The 15,512-nt window shown below is 46.3% G+C and carries 11 protein-coding genes and 1 tRNA gene; 4 read left to right on the top strand and 8 right to left on the bottom strand.

Translation table 11 applies throughout. From position 1 onward, the window contains the following. Positions 1-10 precede the first annotated feature (10 nt). From QUB06_RS17530 to QUB06_RS17540, 3 genes are all read right to left on the bottom strand, one after another. Positions 11-409 carry an alr0857 family protein gene (locus tag QUB06_RS17530; protein ID WP_333436349.1) on the bottom strand — a complete coding sequence of 133 codons (399 nt, stop codon included), beginning with the start codon at positions 407-409 and terminating at the stop codon, positions 11-13. A 160-nt stretch (positions 410-569) separates the two neighbouring features. Continuing rightward, on the bottom strand, positions 570-1,085 hold the full coding sequence (locus tag QUB06_RS17535) for an HNH endonuclease (RefSeq protein ID WP_333436350.1): 516 nt from the start codon (positions 1,083-1,085) through the stop codon (positions 570-572). Positions 1,086-1,305: 220 nt separating this feature from the next. After that, positions 1,306-1,560, bottom strand: coding sequence for a hypothetical protein (locus QUB06_RS17540; protein WP_333436351.1), 255 nt, complete (start codon positions 1,558-1,560; stop codon positions 1,306-1,308). 93 nt (positions 1,561-1,653) lie between these two features. On the opposite strand from QUB06_RS17540, the gene QUB06_RS17545 reads away from it, so the two are divergent. Continuing rightward, entirely contained in the window at positions 1,654-1,989 is a 336-nt protein-coding gene (locus QUB06_RS17545; RefSeq protein ID WP_039886507.1) for a ribbon-helix-helix domain-containing protein, read from the top strand. Between the two features lie 513 nt (positions 1,990-2,502). Continuing rightward, positions 2,503-3,834, top strand: coding sequence for a D-alanyl-D-alanine carboxypeptidase (locus QUB06_RS17550; protein ID WP_333436386.1), 1,332 nt, complete (start codon positions 2,503-2,505; stop codon positions 3,832-3,834). A gap of 255 nt (positions 3,835-4,089) precedes the next feature. Here QUB06_RS17550 and QUB06_RS17555 read toward each other — a convergent pair whose 3' ends face one another. Continuing rightward, on the bottom strand, positions 4,090-5,196 hold the full coding sequence (locus QUB06_RS17555; RefSeq protein WP_333436352.1) for an N-acetylmuramoyl-L-alanine amidase-like domain-containing protein: 1,107 nt from the start codon (positions 5,194-5,196) through the stop codon (positions 4,090-4,092). Positions 5,197-5,705: 509 nt separating this feature from the next. Here QUB06_RS17555 and QUB06_RS17560 point away from each other — a divergent pair. After that, positions 5,706-6,881, top strand: coding sequence for a serine hydrolase (locus QUB06_RS17560; protein ID WP_333436353.1), 1,176 nt, complete (start codon positions 5,706-5,708; stop codon positions 6,879-6,881). A gap of 514 nt (positions 6,882-7,395) precedes the next feature. Here the strand turns inward: QUB06_RS17560 and QUB06_RS17565 are convergent. Together QUB06_RS17565 and QUB06_RS17570 are read right to left on the bottom strand one after the other, a co-directional pair. Further along, positions 7,396-7,467, bottom strand: a tRNA-Gln gene (locus QUB06_RS17565). A 101-nt stretch (positions 7,468-7,568) separates the two neighbouring features. Beyond that, complete coding sequence (locus QUB06_RS17570; RefSeq protein ID WP_333436354.1) at positions 7,569-10,373, bottom strand: GAF domain-containing protein; 2,805 nt, start codon at positions 10,371-10,373, stop codon at positions 7,569-7,571. 741 nt (positions 10,374-11,114) lie between these two features. Between QUB06_RS17570 and QUB06_RS17575 the strand changes: the two genes are divergently transcribed. Next, positions 11,115-11,501: a response regulator gene (locus QUB06_RS17575; RefSeq protein WP_333436355.1), complete on the top strand. Its 387-nt coding sequence runs from the start codon at positions 11,115-11,117 to the stop codon at positions 11,499-11,501. Positions 11,502-11,647: 146 nt separating this feature from the next. Here QUB06_RS17575 and cheB read toward each other — a convergent pair whose 3' ends face one another. Beyond that, positions 11,648-12,733: a chemotaxis-specific protein-glutamate methyltransferase CheB gene (gene cheB / locus QUB06_RS17580; protein ID WP_333436356.1), complete on the bottom strand. Its 1,086-nt coding sequence runs from the start codon at positions 12,731-12,733 to the stop codon at positions 11,648-11,650. 142 nt (positions 12,734-12,875) lie between these two features. Next, positions 12,876-15,368: a hybrid sensor histidine kinase/response regulator gene (locus QUB06_RS17585; RefSeq protein WP_333436387.1), complete on the bottom strand. Its 2,493-nt coding sequence runs from the start codon at positions 15,366-15,368 to the stop codon at positions 12,876-12,878. Between the last annotated feature and the right edge of the window lie 144 nt (positions 15,369-15,512).

Consider the following 15,512-nt stretch of genomic DNA (forward strand, 5'->3'; position numbering starts at 1 on the left):
ACATCCGATATTAATCGCCGACTTCCCCGACAACCTCCGCAGCAGCCTGAGTTTCGAGCCAGAGTTTGAGCAGCAAGAGCTCGGCCCGATCGCCCAACACAGTCGCAAACACGCCGTCAGCCTCCTCAGACGCCTCAGAAATCCACGTACCGCGCAGAGTCACTTCTACAAAGTCAGCATCAGCAACACAAAGCTCGATCGCATCGTTGTCGTTTCGGCGGGCCTCAGATTCCAACAGAGACAGCGCCGGCAAATTCGCGGGCAGCAAAAATGCCGCAGTGCTCGGTTCGACGCTGATGCTTTGACCAACTCGCATAGCCAGCACAACTCGCAGCGCCACTAACTGTTCGGGAGATTGAGCCAAACGCTCCAGGTTAAAGCCCGTTTCAGTGTAAGTCAACTTCAGCATATTGACAGCCCTAAATTTGGAATTGAAAGTTTAAAATTGGTAATTGAAAATTGGCGATAGGGAATTTGGAATTGCGATTTAGGGCAGATTTTAGATGAGAATTACGCATCAATTTAAAATCTAAAATCTAAAATCTAAAATCTAAAATTCTTCCCATTCCCTATTCCCCTATTTGGTATTCGTGCCAAAACAGTTCTGCAAAAGCAACAGTGGGGTGTATAGGAGCCTTCGGCTTAGTTCGCAGAGACATTCCAGCTTCTATGGGAGTTCGATCGCCCTTACGAGAATTGCACCGTTCGCAAGCCGTCACCACGTTGTCCCAAGTATGCGGGCCGCCCTTCGATCGAGGCATCACGTGATCCAGCGTCAAATGCCGATTGCTACCGCAGTATTGACAAGAATGAGCGTCGCGGCGCAGAACTTCCCGGCGATTGACCGGGGGCACTTTCCACAGGCGTTCCCTGTTACCAAAAGTCAAGCGGATTTGTTCGGGTACGTGGATGCTGCTGCTGGGCGATCGTACCAGCCAGCCGTTGCCAATGCTAAAATCCAGAGGTTCAGCTTTGCCTGTTACCAACAGTACGATCGCCCGTTTGATGTTGACACGGCTCATTGGTAGGTAATTCTGAGAAAACACCACCACAGATTGCCTCAATACATCAGTTACTACGGTCACGGCTTGCTCCTCCTCATCAATTTTGGATTTTAGATTTTAGATTTTGAATTTTGAATTTTGCTTGCTTCGTCAGCATTGGCTACATCTGGTTTTTTCCCAGTTCCCCAAGCGGATCGAATTTCTCAAATATCCAATCAAATGCCCCCGCTTCTCTTACTTAGAAGCGGGGGCTAGAAAAACTGCTTTCATGCAAATTTTCATCCTGTCTCGGTACAGTCGTTTAGCTGTACCTCCCGCTTCGCGTATCTCGATGTGGCTGTGCCACTTGCAGACCGTCTCGGTCTACCTCGTTGTAATTAATTTCTGCCGTTTGTTCTAATCCACTATAACCGCGTTTAATTAGGCCCAAGCCCGCCCACGAGGTCGCTGCGACAGTCGCAAAACCCGTCCAAAAGACGTGCTGTAACGACTCGGAGCGACCCCTGGGGCGATCGCACTTCAGTTGATAGGTGGAGTAGGTGGGGAGAAATTTCAAAGTCGGCAGAAGGTGGTTAAGAGGCTTTCAATCTAGCTGTAAACATACTACACTGATATTACACATATGTCCACCCGTCACGGAGAAAAAATTATGCATACCCTACCTAGAACCTCAACCACCGAAATGGAAGTCACCAGCATTCGACTCGAAAGAGAGCTCAAGGAGAGACTTAAAGAACTCGCGGGCAATCAAGGCTATCAAGCTTTGATTCGAGATTTGCTCTGGAATTACGTGCAGCAGAAGTCTGGAGAGTATCGGCAGATGTTTTCTCGATCGGATATTCGAGCTAGCATTAATGCCACAGCACAGCAGGAGGAACGCTGCGCGCTTACAGGAGAGTTGATTCGACCGGGCGGGCCGATGTTATTAGGCCTGACGATGCACGGCGAAATGGTGCCGCTGAGTATAGGGAGTATGGCTGGATAAACCAGTTTATCGAAAATTTGTGAGAGCGATCGGCCTGGGGTGAAGGCCCCAGGCGCTGAAGATCAGACTATTTTAGATTTTAGATTTTAGATTTTAGATTTTAGATTTGGGAATGACTTATAAGATAAGGGTTGGGAGCTTGCCTAGAGTTGCATTATTTTGGGAACTGGTATAACAATACTTCGGACAGTTGTTGATTACCAACCGTATAATAAGGGTTTCAAGGCTCCAAGGCAATCGAGCTACCAACCGAAAATCGAGGGTTTCAGACTACGAACTAAAAACAGTCCGGGCTATTGATATAAAATCCCGCAGTATTTAAACAATCTCTATTCAACTAACCGCGAAGACGCAAAGAACGCGAAGGAAGATGGAGAAGAAGATAGCTAATGTTAGCGGTTCGCAATTCTGGTAACGCAGCTCCGGATGCTCCAAAACGCGCGGGCTAGTGCTAAAATTTCCATCGGGCGTGCCGAACAGACGATCGTACATTTGATGAAAAAAATTAAAGTAATGCTGAAAAACCGCTACTTGACTGCTGCGAGTTCGATCGCCCTTCTCACAATTATTGCCGGATGTGCAGCTACTGAATCACCTCAACTTGCATCTCCCTCTCCTGTAGCTGAATCTTCCCCGCCCCCAGTTAAACCAAGTCAGCCTCAGCCCTTAATAGTCTCTGTTAGCAATCCCGAAACCGCCACAAATACCAAAATCCAGCAATATCTCAACGGGTTGGCGGCCCAAGGTTTTGCCAAAGAAGACCAAGGGATCTGGATGCAATCGGGCAATACTTTGCTAGCCAATCATCAAGGTACTGTTCCTCTGTCGGCCGCTTCTATTACCAAAGTAGCAACATCTCTCGTAGCGCTGCAACAATTCGGGCCGGAACATCAATTTATTACCTTAATTGGTACAACGGGAAAATTTGAAAACGGCGTATTAAAAGGCGATTTAATTGTACAGGGAAACGCCGATCCCTTGTTTGTCTGGGAAGAGGCGATCGCCCTCGGTAACGCCTTAAATCAAAAAGGGATCAAGCGAGTCAGTGGCAATTTGATAATTGTCGATAAGTTTTACATGAACTTTGAACTCGATCCCCTCAAATCGGGAGAATTGCTCAAACAAGGATTGAACAGTCAAATCTGGCCCAGCGAAGCCGCCGCCCAGTATCAAACCCTGCCTCCCAATACGCCAAAACCCCAAATAGCAATTGAGGGTACTGTAAAAGTTTTGTCAGCACCTCCCAATGACGTGCAGCCTTTAGTCAAACATTATTCTTTGCCCCTTGCTGAACTGGTCAAAAAAATGAATCAGTACAGTAACAATCTCATGGCAGATATGCTAGCTGATACTGTCGGCGGCGCCAAAACAGTCGCGAAAAAAGCAGCAGCAGCAACCGGAGTTCCTCCCGCAGAAATTCAACTCGTCAACGGTTCGGGATTGAGCGAAGAAAATCTGATTTCTCCCCGGGCTGCTTGCGCGTTATTTATAGCTTTAGAACGCTATCTTCAACCTTACAGCATGACAGTTGCCGATGTCTTAACTGTAGTTGGGAAAGATAAAGGAATACTGTCAGAACGGCCGCTTCCCCAATTAGCAGTAATCAAATCTGGAACCCTGGATAATGTTAGCGCTTTGGCCGGAGCGCTGCCAACTCAAAAACAAGAAACAGTGTGGTTTGTGATTATGAATCGTGGGGCTAATGTCGAGGCATTTCGCACTCAGCAAGAGGTTTTACTGAAAAGCTTTGTGGATGAGTGGGGAAGTGTTCAAGTTTCGCCGCCCGAATTAACGCCAAATCCTGCTAGAAGTAGTAAGGTATCTCGCAGCGAAATTGTTCAATAAGCTGTTGTGCATTTAAATTGTCTATTCGGGGTGGGTTCGCCTGCCCACCCCACAAGAGAGTTTGTAGGGTTCGTCAGCACAGAATACCTCTTACCAAAGTCCCAAAATCTCTGGCAATTATCTGCGTTCATCTGCGTTTATCTGCCTTGTATCTGCGGTTTCTTGATCGATCAAAGATTTATGCAATAAGTCTAGAAATTTTGAATTTGCAGCTAAAATAATGCAACCTGATGCACCCTCCCAGTACAAACCAATTTAATTAGGTGTTTTCGCCCTAGCGACTACAATGCCGATCGCACTTTCGACTCTGCTAATATATCTGTGCAAGTCATAAGCAACCGTCACCTCCCCAGCCGGCGAAGCGTGAATTAAACCCATATTGCCGTCAGCATTGCGGTAGACTAAACCGGTGTGGGTGACATCCAATCCTTTAACATCCGTGGCTACCGCTACAATATCCCCTGGTTTTAACTGAGAATAAACACGTTTTATCCGATTTGTCGGGATGTAATTAACAGTAGTTTTGGCTAAGTCTGCTTCTTGGCTGACTATGCACTGATAAGTCGCTTCGTCTTTGGCCATTTGCGGGTAACTGCTGCGGTGCTGACTCATGAAATTTAGTGTTTTATTCATGGGTACTCCCCCTAATTCAGCCGTGATATTTTCCACAGTTTGCCGTTTTTGATTGTCGTTAATCCATTCGGAAAAATAGTGCAATCTGCTGCAATAACCGTTGATTTTACCGTTTAAATACCGCTGTTCTTCTATGCGATTTACAAAATTTTGATAGTCGTAATCTTGTACTGCTACGCCCCTGGCGATCGCCAAAACGGTTTCTACAAATAAAACGCAATCAAATTTATTCAAAGTTACGATCAACTTTTCTTCGCCGGATTCGTCCAGCAAACCAGCGGCGTAGGGCTTTCCTAGGAAATTATCGGCGATCGCCTGGACGATTTCTCCCATCGAGCGATCGTGCAAATTTTGTTGTTTTGCATACTGTACAACTTTTTCAAAACGTGCTATGTCTTCAGGTTGTGCAACGGTTTCTCTCTCGGTATTATTGGAGTCCGATCGTCTCGCCAGCAGTTTCAGCAATTCGGAATAGGAAATTTCCGCTAAATTGTTGAAGTCCCACAACATACTCGGAAAACTGGAAACAGTTTGCTTGTTTGTTATCTCCAGATTTTCGCTTTTTCCCGTCAAGGAAAACGCTACATCCGCGCCCTGTCCTGCTGTTTGTCGATCGACAACATATCCCGCAGCAGATTGAGACTGAAATGCCCAAACATCAGGTATCAAAGAATTATTCACGCCGACGATCGCAAATCCCAAAACAGCCAGACTCCAAAAATTTCTCATGTTTTTCAAAGGATTTTGCTTCAACTCAGTGCTATCCTGAAAATTTTACAATTACTAGAAGTCTCAATCAGCCTAGTAGACCGATAAAATTGGCAACAGCGGACTAGATCGATACACTTGTCATTTAGATGCCGCCCTATTATAAACTGATCGTGCGAGTTTGATAGCACAAAACTGTAATGCAAGTAGAACGCCGACGCCGCCCCATCGGGCCGCAACCCCCAATCGAGTCCCGACGCCAAAGCACCGAGCGCCCATTCCAGTCCCGACGCCAAAGCACCGAGCGCCCAGTGCTATCTCGTCGTCGCCCAATCCCGACCCGACGCCCCATAGACCTCTTGCAAAAGTCGCTCTCAATTCTGGGAATTATCTGGGTTAATCTGCGTTCATCTGCCTTGTATCTGCGGTTGACCGATCAAGCAAAGATTCATGCAACAGGTCTAATCCAATCCCGACGCCAAAGCAGCCAGCGCCCCGTCGGACGCCGACGCCAAAGCAGCGAAGGCCCAGTGCCATCTCGTCGCCGAGTGAGGACGAAATTTTCTCGGCTAAAATACCGTAACATTTTGTGTTTAATCGCCGGGGCGATCGCGTTCTTTTGGGTCGTCACAATACCCTTCAGAATTCGCCGTGCCCCAGAACCGCCAGTCATCTTGCCTCAACAGGCCGTCTCGCCTCAAGAAACACTCTCGCCTCCGACAATTGAACCATCGGAAAATTTAGCCGATCGTCAAAGCGAGCCTACCTTTAGCTACAACATCAAAACACCTCCCAATCCAGTTTACTCTCAAGAATTGCAAGGGATTGTTGATGAAGCTGTGAAGATTGCAACCAGCAAAGGACTGCCTGCTGAACGGCTATCAATTAGCTTATTTGATGTCAGCAATTCCCAAAGTCACACATTTGCCGGATATCAAAATCAAACTCTCCGATTTCCCGCTAGCGTTGCCAAGTTATTTTGGATGGCAGCGTTTTACGCAGCCATAGAAAAAGGCATCATTACGCAAAGAGAATCTGCCTTTAAAAACGACCTAGAGCAAATGATGCGCGTCTCCAATAACGATGCTGCCAGCCGACTTTTAGACAAAATCACAGATACAAAATCCGGTGGCAGGCTCGCAGGAGAAGAGTTGCAAACCTGGCTGAAAAAGCGCACTCAAATTAACACATTTTTCCAGTCGGCCGGCTACAATGATCTTCGTATAAGCACCAAAAATTATCCCATATACTATTTAAGACAAGAAGGGCCAATCGGTCGCGACTTGCAATTGCGGGGCGATGCTTCTGTGCCGATTCGCAATCAAGTAACTACCGACCAAGCCGCCAGATTAATATATGAAATCTATACTAGACAAGCGGTTTCTAGCGTCGCCAGCCGCAAAATGGCTTACTTGCTAACGAGAGACTTAGACCCCAAGGCGTGGAAAAATGACCCTCTCAACTCGATACAAGGATTTTTGGGCGAATCTTTACCACCTAATATTTATTTTGGTTCCAAAGTAGGCTATACCTCCAAATCCCGCAGCGAAGCAGCATTTGTCAGAACTTTAGACGATCGCGCCATTTATATCTTAGTTGTTTTCGCAGACGATCCTGCTTATTCCAAGGACGAAACAGCATTTCCGGCAATTTCCCGATACGTTTTCGATCGGCTAAATGCTCGTGGCCCCAGCAATTTGCAGTGATATGGAGTAGGGCCTGTTGAGTGTTGAGTGTTGAGTGTTGAGTGTTGAGTGTTGAGTGTTGAGTGTTGAGTGTTGAGTGTTGAGTGTTGAGTGTTGACTGTTGACTGTTAGTCGAAAAACTGAAGGATGGTTGATATCAAATCCGGTAGCATCGGAATTATTCGTCTCTCTGTTCTTTTCCTCTGTGTTCTCTGCGTCAACAGCGGTTTAATCATTGCAATGCAACTGGATTTGATATTACTTGTTTTCATTGGTGGCCTACAACCAAAGCTATATCATTCCGGTGCAACCGGAATTGATATAACTTATATCTTGCACCCTTCTCAATTAGTCTTTTAGGAACAGGCTTTCCGGCCTGTTCCACAAGAAAATCTACTCTTTGTGGAACTGGCCCCAGAGCCCGTTCTTGAGAATGGTGCAAGATGTGAGTAGTATTGAAGTTGTTTGTCTCTCGTCTGCCAAGCCCTAACTCTAAACGATGAGTTAAACAATTGATTGACCGAACACAATTTAACTGGGGCGAAAGGATTCGAACCTCTGAATGGCGGGACCAAAACCCGCTGCCTTACCACTTGGCGACGCCCCAATGTCTTAACCTTCACTATCTTAACATTCAAACACAGCAATCTGTCAAGCATTTTGACAAGAAAATTTAAAAAATGTTTTTGGAAGCGATCGCCCGCAGGTTTATGCTTTGATCGCAGGGGGGCGAGCTACCGGGATTTCAATCCTGAAATCCGCTCCCTGTCCCGGTTCCGAGATACACTTCAAACTTCCTCCGTGTTTTTCCACCACTATCTGGTAGCTGATAGACAAGCCGAGCCCCGTACCCTTGCCTACAGGTTTAGTGGTAAAGAAAGGGTCAAACAAGTGGCATTTAGCTTTTTCGGGCAATCCGGGCCCGCTGTCTTGAATCCGAATCACCACAACTTGACCCCTCGACTTTCCTGACTCATCAGCCTCCGAGTCTGGGTTCACCACCGCCGTCGAGATTTTGATCGTCTTGGGTGGAGGCTGATTTTCCAAAGAGTCGATCGCATTCGCCAAAATATTCATAAATACTTGGTTGAGCTGTCCGGGATAGCACTCTACCTTCGGCAAGTCGCCGTAGTCTTTAATGACCTCAATTCCCGGCACTAGCCCGTTTGACTTCAAGCGACTCTGCAAAATCAGCAGCGTGCTGTCAATCCCTTCGTGAATGTCCACCGGCTTCATCTCTGCTTCGTCGTGCCGTGCGAAGTTCCGCAGAGACAGGACAATTTGGCGGATGCGTTCAGTTCCCATCTCTATTGAAGACAGAATTTTCAGCAAATCCGGCACTATGAACTCAACATCGATTTCTTCGTTTTTGTCGAGTATTTCGGGGCAAGGCTCGGGGTAGTGCTTTTGATACAGGTGCAGCAAGTCCAGCAGATTTTTCATGTACTGCTTGCAATAAGTCAAGTTGCCGTAAATAAAATTAACCGGATTGTTAATTTCGTGGGCGACGCCGGCGACCATTTGACCGAGAGAGGACATTTTTTCGTTTTGGATGAGCTGAGCTTCTTTCTGCTGCAACTGCTGCAATGTTTCCGTCAGTTGGCGAGCTTGAGTTTGAGCGGCTAAGGCGGCAGCGCGGGTTTGGGCGTAGAGTTCGGCTTGGTCGATCGCGATCGCCAATTGATCCACCACCGCTTGCAGCAATTCCACTTCGCTCGTGGCCCAGGAACGGTGGCTGCTGTAATGGTTGCAAACTACAGCACCCATTTGACCGGAGCGAGTCTTGAGCGGCAGCAGCAGGTTAGAAACAATACCGATACTGCTCAAAAAAGCTCGCGTGGACGGTTCGATGCACAGTGCTGTGGCAGCGTCGCCGATCCGGAGCGTTTGGCGGTGGCAAATTTTCTCGGCCAGCAGGGTTACTTGTTCGATCGGGTATTCTGTAAGCCGGTCTTTCAGTTCGGGATTTGCCGCTTCGTGGGTGATTGCAAAGCTTGGCTGCCCGTCTCGCGAGATGGAATACCACAAAAAGTAGCACTGGTCAACCTGCAACAAGCTGCGAATTTCGTTGACAGCCGTATCTAAAATTTTGTCGAGATCGAGGGAATTCCGCATCTGGCTGGCGAGGCCGAAGAGCAGGGCTTCGCGGCGGCTCAACAATTCTTCTCGGGCAGTGACGCGATCGATCGCCACGGCGATGGCGTTAGCCATGCAGCCCAGAACTTCTAGCGCTCCCTCGCTTGCCAAAGCGCTACTGCACAGAGCCATCACTCCCACCAACCGATCCTCCACAATCAGCGGATAGGCGGCGCAGAGAGACGGGTTCGACACTAGGCACACAGGAGCCGTTTGGAGGTTTCCGGCTTCTGTTCGCACCCAATCTTCTATTTCCCGTGCCCACTCTTGGCTGCTAAGTCCTGAATTGGCCTGCAATTCTAAACGCTCTGTCTGCGGGTTGAAAGTCCAGATGCTCACCCCTGTGGCGTCTAGGTACTCTACCATTGCCTCGGTGCAGCGGTTGAGGATGACCGATATTTTCCCGCCTTGTCCGAGGGCTGCACCGACTTTAGCTTGCAGGGTTCCCAAGCGAGCTCGCTCTTGTAGGGATGCTGCCGTTAGTTGGCGATCCGAGGTGTGCCGGGAGCCGGCAACAATTTCTTGGATTTGTTGGGTATCGTCCGCGCGCCCGATGCCCGCTGAAGCTTCCCACCCATATTGAGATTTGCCTGTTTCCCCCAGCGTCGGGAGCTTTTTTGTGCCGTATATTGTCCTGCTACTCTGTGGCGTATGTACCGCATACCAGCTCGATCGGTTAGAGCCAGAAACTAACTCCGAGATTGGCTGGCTGTTCGAGCTGATATCTTCTACCTCTGGCAACTGTTTCTGGGCTTTGACTAATTGCCAGCGCAGCTCCACCAAACTCGCAACTTGCCGACTTAAAGCTTGGAGAGCTTCTATCGTTTCTTTTGTCAAGTCTCGCGGCACCGAGTCCATGACGGATAGCACTCCCAGCACCTGCCCATCTGAGCTAACAACTGGGATTCCGGCGTAAAATTTCACGAAGGGGTAGAAAACGATCAGCGGATGCTCGCCAAATCTCACATCTGTGGAAGCGTCTCGAACAATGGCGGCAGGCAGTCCTTTAAAGGAATTTATAGGGAGTTCGATCGCCAATTCGGGAGCAACTGGCGGTTTTTGTAGGGAAATTGCCCGGTCAAATTCCGAGTTTGAGTTTGAGCCAACGGCGAACTCTTCGGGAATTTGGTCCAGGGCGCGATCGCAAAAATTCAGGTAACGGTGGGCCAAAGTTCGATCGATACCTAGCTGCGACTTCAACCAGTGGCGGTTTCCGTCAATCAAGCTCAAGAAAGCAATAGGAGTTCGGCTAAGCTGAGCTGCCAAACCTACCAAATTGTCCAAGCAAGCGTCGGGAGCAGAGCCGAGAAGCTGATACAAGTCAATGTTATGGAGCTTGAACACTTTTTTATCAAGAGGCAAGGGTGCTTTCATCATGTGTAACTGCCCGTCTAGTTGCTGGCAACCGCCCTTCTCAATACTTTCGAGAAAAACAAGCTATGAATTGTGTGATGGGAGACTGTGGGCGCAAATTCGGCGCAGGCTGCTTGCGCCGAATTCAGACTAACCTCTTGACTGAATCTGGAAACTTTTGAGTTATGGGAGTTAGAGCACCCCAGATCCAAGACTATATAAATTATACTTCCAGTTGACTATGCTTTTGAATACCTCCGGCTCTCTAAATCTAAGAGCCTGTGTTGGGAGGAAGCGGCTTTCCCAAATATATGGCGATTGCTTACCTTGAATTTTTTAATCAGTTTAATTGTATTTTAACAGACTTCTCTAATCGTGGGTAGCTGACTTGCTGGTAGATTTAAATCAGGGGTTTGTGCCACAATACCAGTGTCCTTTACCGAGCTGTGCCTTAGCCGGGAGTTCAACTACAGTTAGGAGATGAATTACAAAAGATTGGTAAGATGTTAAACTTTGTAACAAGAGTTGTTCAAACTCGACCTTTTAGGGTTTATGGGCCCGGATGCACATTTTGCAACTGTTGTAATGGCCGATAGACCACTCTCCCAATCCCTTTTTTCGGGTTTGAGGTAAAAAAACCGGGCTAAAGTTTCAACTAACGCTCCAACGGGGTTGACAATTATTGCACAGAGACAACTCTCAAAAAATGACGGCGGGAATTATGTTTGGTATTTTCAAGAACTATAAATAAACAGGGAGAAGAATATGTCTGCAAGTAGCAGTCAAGTACCAACTATTTTGGCAGTTGATGATAGCGTCGTGATGCAAGGACTTGTTAAACAGGCTTTAGGCAAAGAGTTTCGAGTTCTCGTAACCGACAATGCAGTGGATGCTTTGTCAACGATTTATCACGAACAAATTTCGGTTTTGTTGCTCGATGTTTCGATGCCTGGTATTGACGGATTGGAACTCTGCCGCACGGTGCGGAGCTTGCCTCAGTTTCAGAATTTGCCGATCGTAATGCTGACAGCGCGAGATGGAGCCTTTGATAAGGTACAGGGGCGTTTGGCGGGAGCAACAGAGTATTTAACTAAGCCGTTTGATGCTGATAAGTTGCGCGAGGTAATTGGTAAGTTTATCAAAATCAAATAATCGGAATTTTAAAAAATTAGTTGTGAGTAATTAATGAAGTAATTTGAGTAATTAATGAAGTAAAAAGTTGCGATCGCGCTCTCTGATCCTCGACTTCGTTAACAATTCGGGGGGCGGGGTATTCTGCACAATTTGCGAGGTAAGTCCTAAATTTTTAATTTTGCCAGGAGTAGGGGAGCGATCGCACTGACAGGTAGAACATATTGGGCGGCACCGAGGGCGATCGCCTCCTTGGGCATTCCGAAGACAATGCAGCTAGCTTCGTCTTGGGCGATTGTCAACCCCCCTTGTGTGGCGATAGCCAACATTCCGTCAGCACCATCTCTACCCATTCCTGTCAGCAAAACCCCCGCTGCTGCCCGACTATAAAAATTAGCTACCGACTTAAATGTCACCGTTACAGAAGGGCAGTGTCCCGCAGCATGAGCCGATTCTGAATAAACAAATCGCCCTTGAGAATCCAATTCTAAATGACGTTTTTCTGGCGGGAAATAAACAGTCCCTGCTTGTGGCAATTCCCCAAAAGAAGCTATCTTAACAGGCAGTTTCGATTCATTACCCAGCCAATCAACTAATCCTTGCAAAAAACCTTCACTGATGTGCTGGACACAAATTATAGGCACGGGAAAACTAGCCGGGAGTTTAGAAATAATCGTGTACAGTGCTTGCGGCCCCCCTGTTGAAGCCCCTATAGCCAATACTTTAATAGTTGGAGATTTAACATTTTCGTTGGAGAACTTGTAATTAGCAACTGGTGCTTGGTTGATTTTTACAACGTGATTATTATATTCTGTTGGCATCTTTTTTTGATGCCGTGTAAATACTTTAACTCCTGAGAGGATTTTAACTTTAGCTATTAATTGGTTGGCGAGGCGAGCGTAATCAGATACCAACCCGCCAATCGGTTTCGGAAAAACATCCAATGCACCAGCCTTTAACAGTTGAAATACATTCTGAGTATCATTCGCTTGCACTGAAGCACTAATTACTAAAATTGGTAGCGGATATTTCTTCATTACTTCTTCCGTAAATTCTAACCCGTTCATTGGTACCATGTTCAAATCCGTACAGATTACTTGGGGCTGAAGTTTGGGGATTAATTCTAGTCCTTCTAATCCGTTGCAAGCGGTTCCTACAACTTGGATGTCTGGCGAGGACTCAAAAATTCGTTTGAGGACGAGCGTAACTACGGGAGAATCTTCAACTAACAATAGTTTAATGGGCGATAACATCAGTTTGCTGGGAAATGGGGAATGGGGAACGGGAAATGATAAATTCGGCATCCATGCACGGGGAATTTTTCACTAGACACAGGGCATTGGGCATTGCTAATTGGTAGTAAATAACAAATAGCTAATAACTAATGACTAATGACTACACTAACCTTTTTAGTGTCTCTACCAGCACATCTTGATTGAAAGTACCTTTAGGAATATAAGCATTTGCCCCCGCATCAGCACCTCTTTTTTTATCTTCATCCGATGCCAAAGATGTCACTAAAATTATCGGCAACTCACTGTATTCTTTTTGCTCCCGAATCTTAACAGTCAGGGCCAAGCCGTCTAAATTTGGCATTTGTATGTCAGAAATCACAGCATCAAAATCGCGAGTTTTCAATTTATGGAAAGCATCCAATCCGTCTACCGCAGTCACAACTTCGTAACCCGCACCTTCCAGGATGCGTTTTTCTTGAGTGCGCGTGGCGATCGAGTCTTCTGCTAATAGTATAACTTGTTTTCGGGTGGCAGTCTCAAGTTGCGATCGCGCACCAGAAACTCCACGAGACGAAACTTGCTGGCGTACAGATTTTATCAAATCGTGGGGATTGAGTACCATACAAACTTCCCCAGTAGCGAGAATGGTGGCACCCGAAACATTTCGCACCCGTTTCAGCAATTGACTTTGAGGTTTCATCACCACATCCTGTTCGTCTATCAAAGCATCTACAAATAATCCCAATCTTTCCTCCCCGACTTTCAAAACAATACAAGGCATTTTTGAAGTGGAATTTACGAAGTAGTTTGGATTTTTTATCAGACTTTCACTCCCGGTTTCCTGTCTCAAATACCGATTTTTTTGCCAGCCTTGTCTATTGTTTAATTCTAGTAAATCTGTAAGATGAGCAACTGACAGAGGCTGACCCTTTGAAAGTATAGTTTCCTTACCTTCTATAGCAAATATCTCAGACTGAGACACCTGTTGTGCCGTCTCTACAAACTCGACTGGCAGAGCATAAGGAATGTCTTCAACTACGACAATTAATACATTGGCTGTAGCTAAAGACGTGCTGATTTGCAGCCTCAAAGTGCATCCTTTTCCCGGTAAAGACTCTACTTGAATACTACCTTTTAGGGCTTCAACATTAGTGCGAACTACATCTAAGCCCACCCCGCGGCCCGAAACTTCGGTAACAAATTTTTTGGTCGACAAACCCGGAGTAAAAATTAAAGATTGTACTTGAGTTTCTGTCATTTCGGCCAGTTGGTCAAGCGTACAAATATTACGTTTTACAGCCGTTTGTTTAATGCTCTCTAGATTTAGTCCCCGGCCATCATCAGCCACTTCAATAATAATATTGCTAGCAATATTATAGCCTTTAATTCGGAGAGTAGCCACGGGAGGTTTACCTAGTTTTTTCCGCTCCTCAACAGTTTCAATACCGTGGTCGATCGCATTTCTAATCATGTGCATTAAAGGGTCTTTCATTTCCTCTAAAATGCGTTTATCGGCTGTAGTTTCGCCTCCTTCAATCACTAAGGCAACTTCTTTCCCTTCCCGTTTCGCTAAGTCTCGAACAGTTCGAGGAAATAAATTAAAAATAGTAGACAAAGGCAGCAGTCTCAGAGTGCGAATTCCTGATTCTAATGCCTCAGCGATTAATTCTAGTCTGGCAGTATCTTCATAAACTCGATTTCTCAAGCGGTTGACTAAAGTTCCGAGACGTTCCAAACGTTCTTCTGTACGTTGATAGTAATCCTGCAATTGGCTAAATTTACCGTTGGCTTTAATACCGTTTTCATCTATTTGCATCCGATCGAGAGTCAAGCTCGTTACAAAATATTCTCGGCTCCACTCTTCCCACAAAGTTGTAATTTGTTCGAGCTCTGCAACTCGGTGTCCTAGCCGAGTTTTTGTGACAGTAAGTTCCCCTGCTTGAGTCATTAAATCGTCTAAATTTTGAGTAGCAACGCGAATGGTTTCAATGCGGTAAGATGAGGTAGAGGATGCAGTAACTGCGGACTGCGACGCCGACGCAGGGGCGGAATCAGAAGGTGCAGGCAAGTTGTGAGCTTGCAGTGGAAATTCTGGCTGGGATTGTCGGGGTAAAAAAGAGGAATTCTTCTCTAAGTTAACGACTTCTGAATTTTCAACGTTGGTTTCTGGTTGTTGGGTAGGAGGCTCAGTAAATTGCGGTTCTACCAACGGTTGTTCTGGTACTGGTGAAGATGATGGCTCTACTATTGAGGCGGCCGCCTGTGGCTGTAACTGACTAGAAGCACCCATCATGCTAGCGAGGATATAAAATGTATTAATGCCGGAATCTTGGCCGGTAACGGCTTCGTTAACGAGTTTGCGGATGGCCTCTAAACCTTGCGAAAGCCGATCGCTAATATCTGAATTTAGTGGAGTTTCTCCCCGCTTGACACCTCCCAAAATATGCTCCATTTGATGAGCTAAAGATGCTACATTTTTTACTCCCAGCATCCCAGCATCACCTTTAAGAGAATGGGTTTCTCGCAACAATTGTTCTAACTTAGCTAAGTCGTCGGGATGTTGTTCTAAGTACAGCAATCCGTCATCTAGTTTCTGTAAGTGTTCTTGACTAGCGACTTTAAATACATCTCGAAGTTCTTGATCTTCAATCATCATATATGTTTTTGAGTAATAGGTAATTGAGCATGGCTCATGGGCAATTGGTAATGATAATTATCTTGACTCCTCAGTCGATTGCTCATGACTAATGACTAATGACTACTGACTAATGACTACTGACTAATGACTACTGACTAA

Origin of the sequence: Microcoleus sp. D2_18a_D3, assembly GCF_036702455.1 — a bacterium.
Classification (GTDB): Bacteria; Cyanobacteriota; Cyanobacteriia; order Cyanobacteriales; family Microcoleaceae; genus Microcoleus.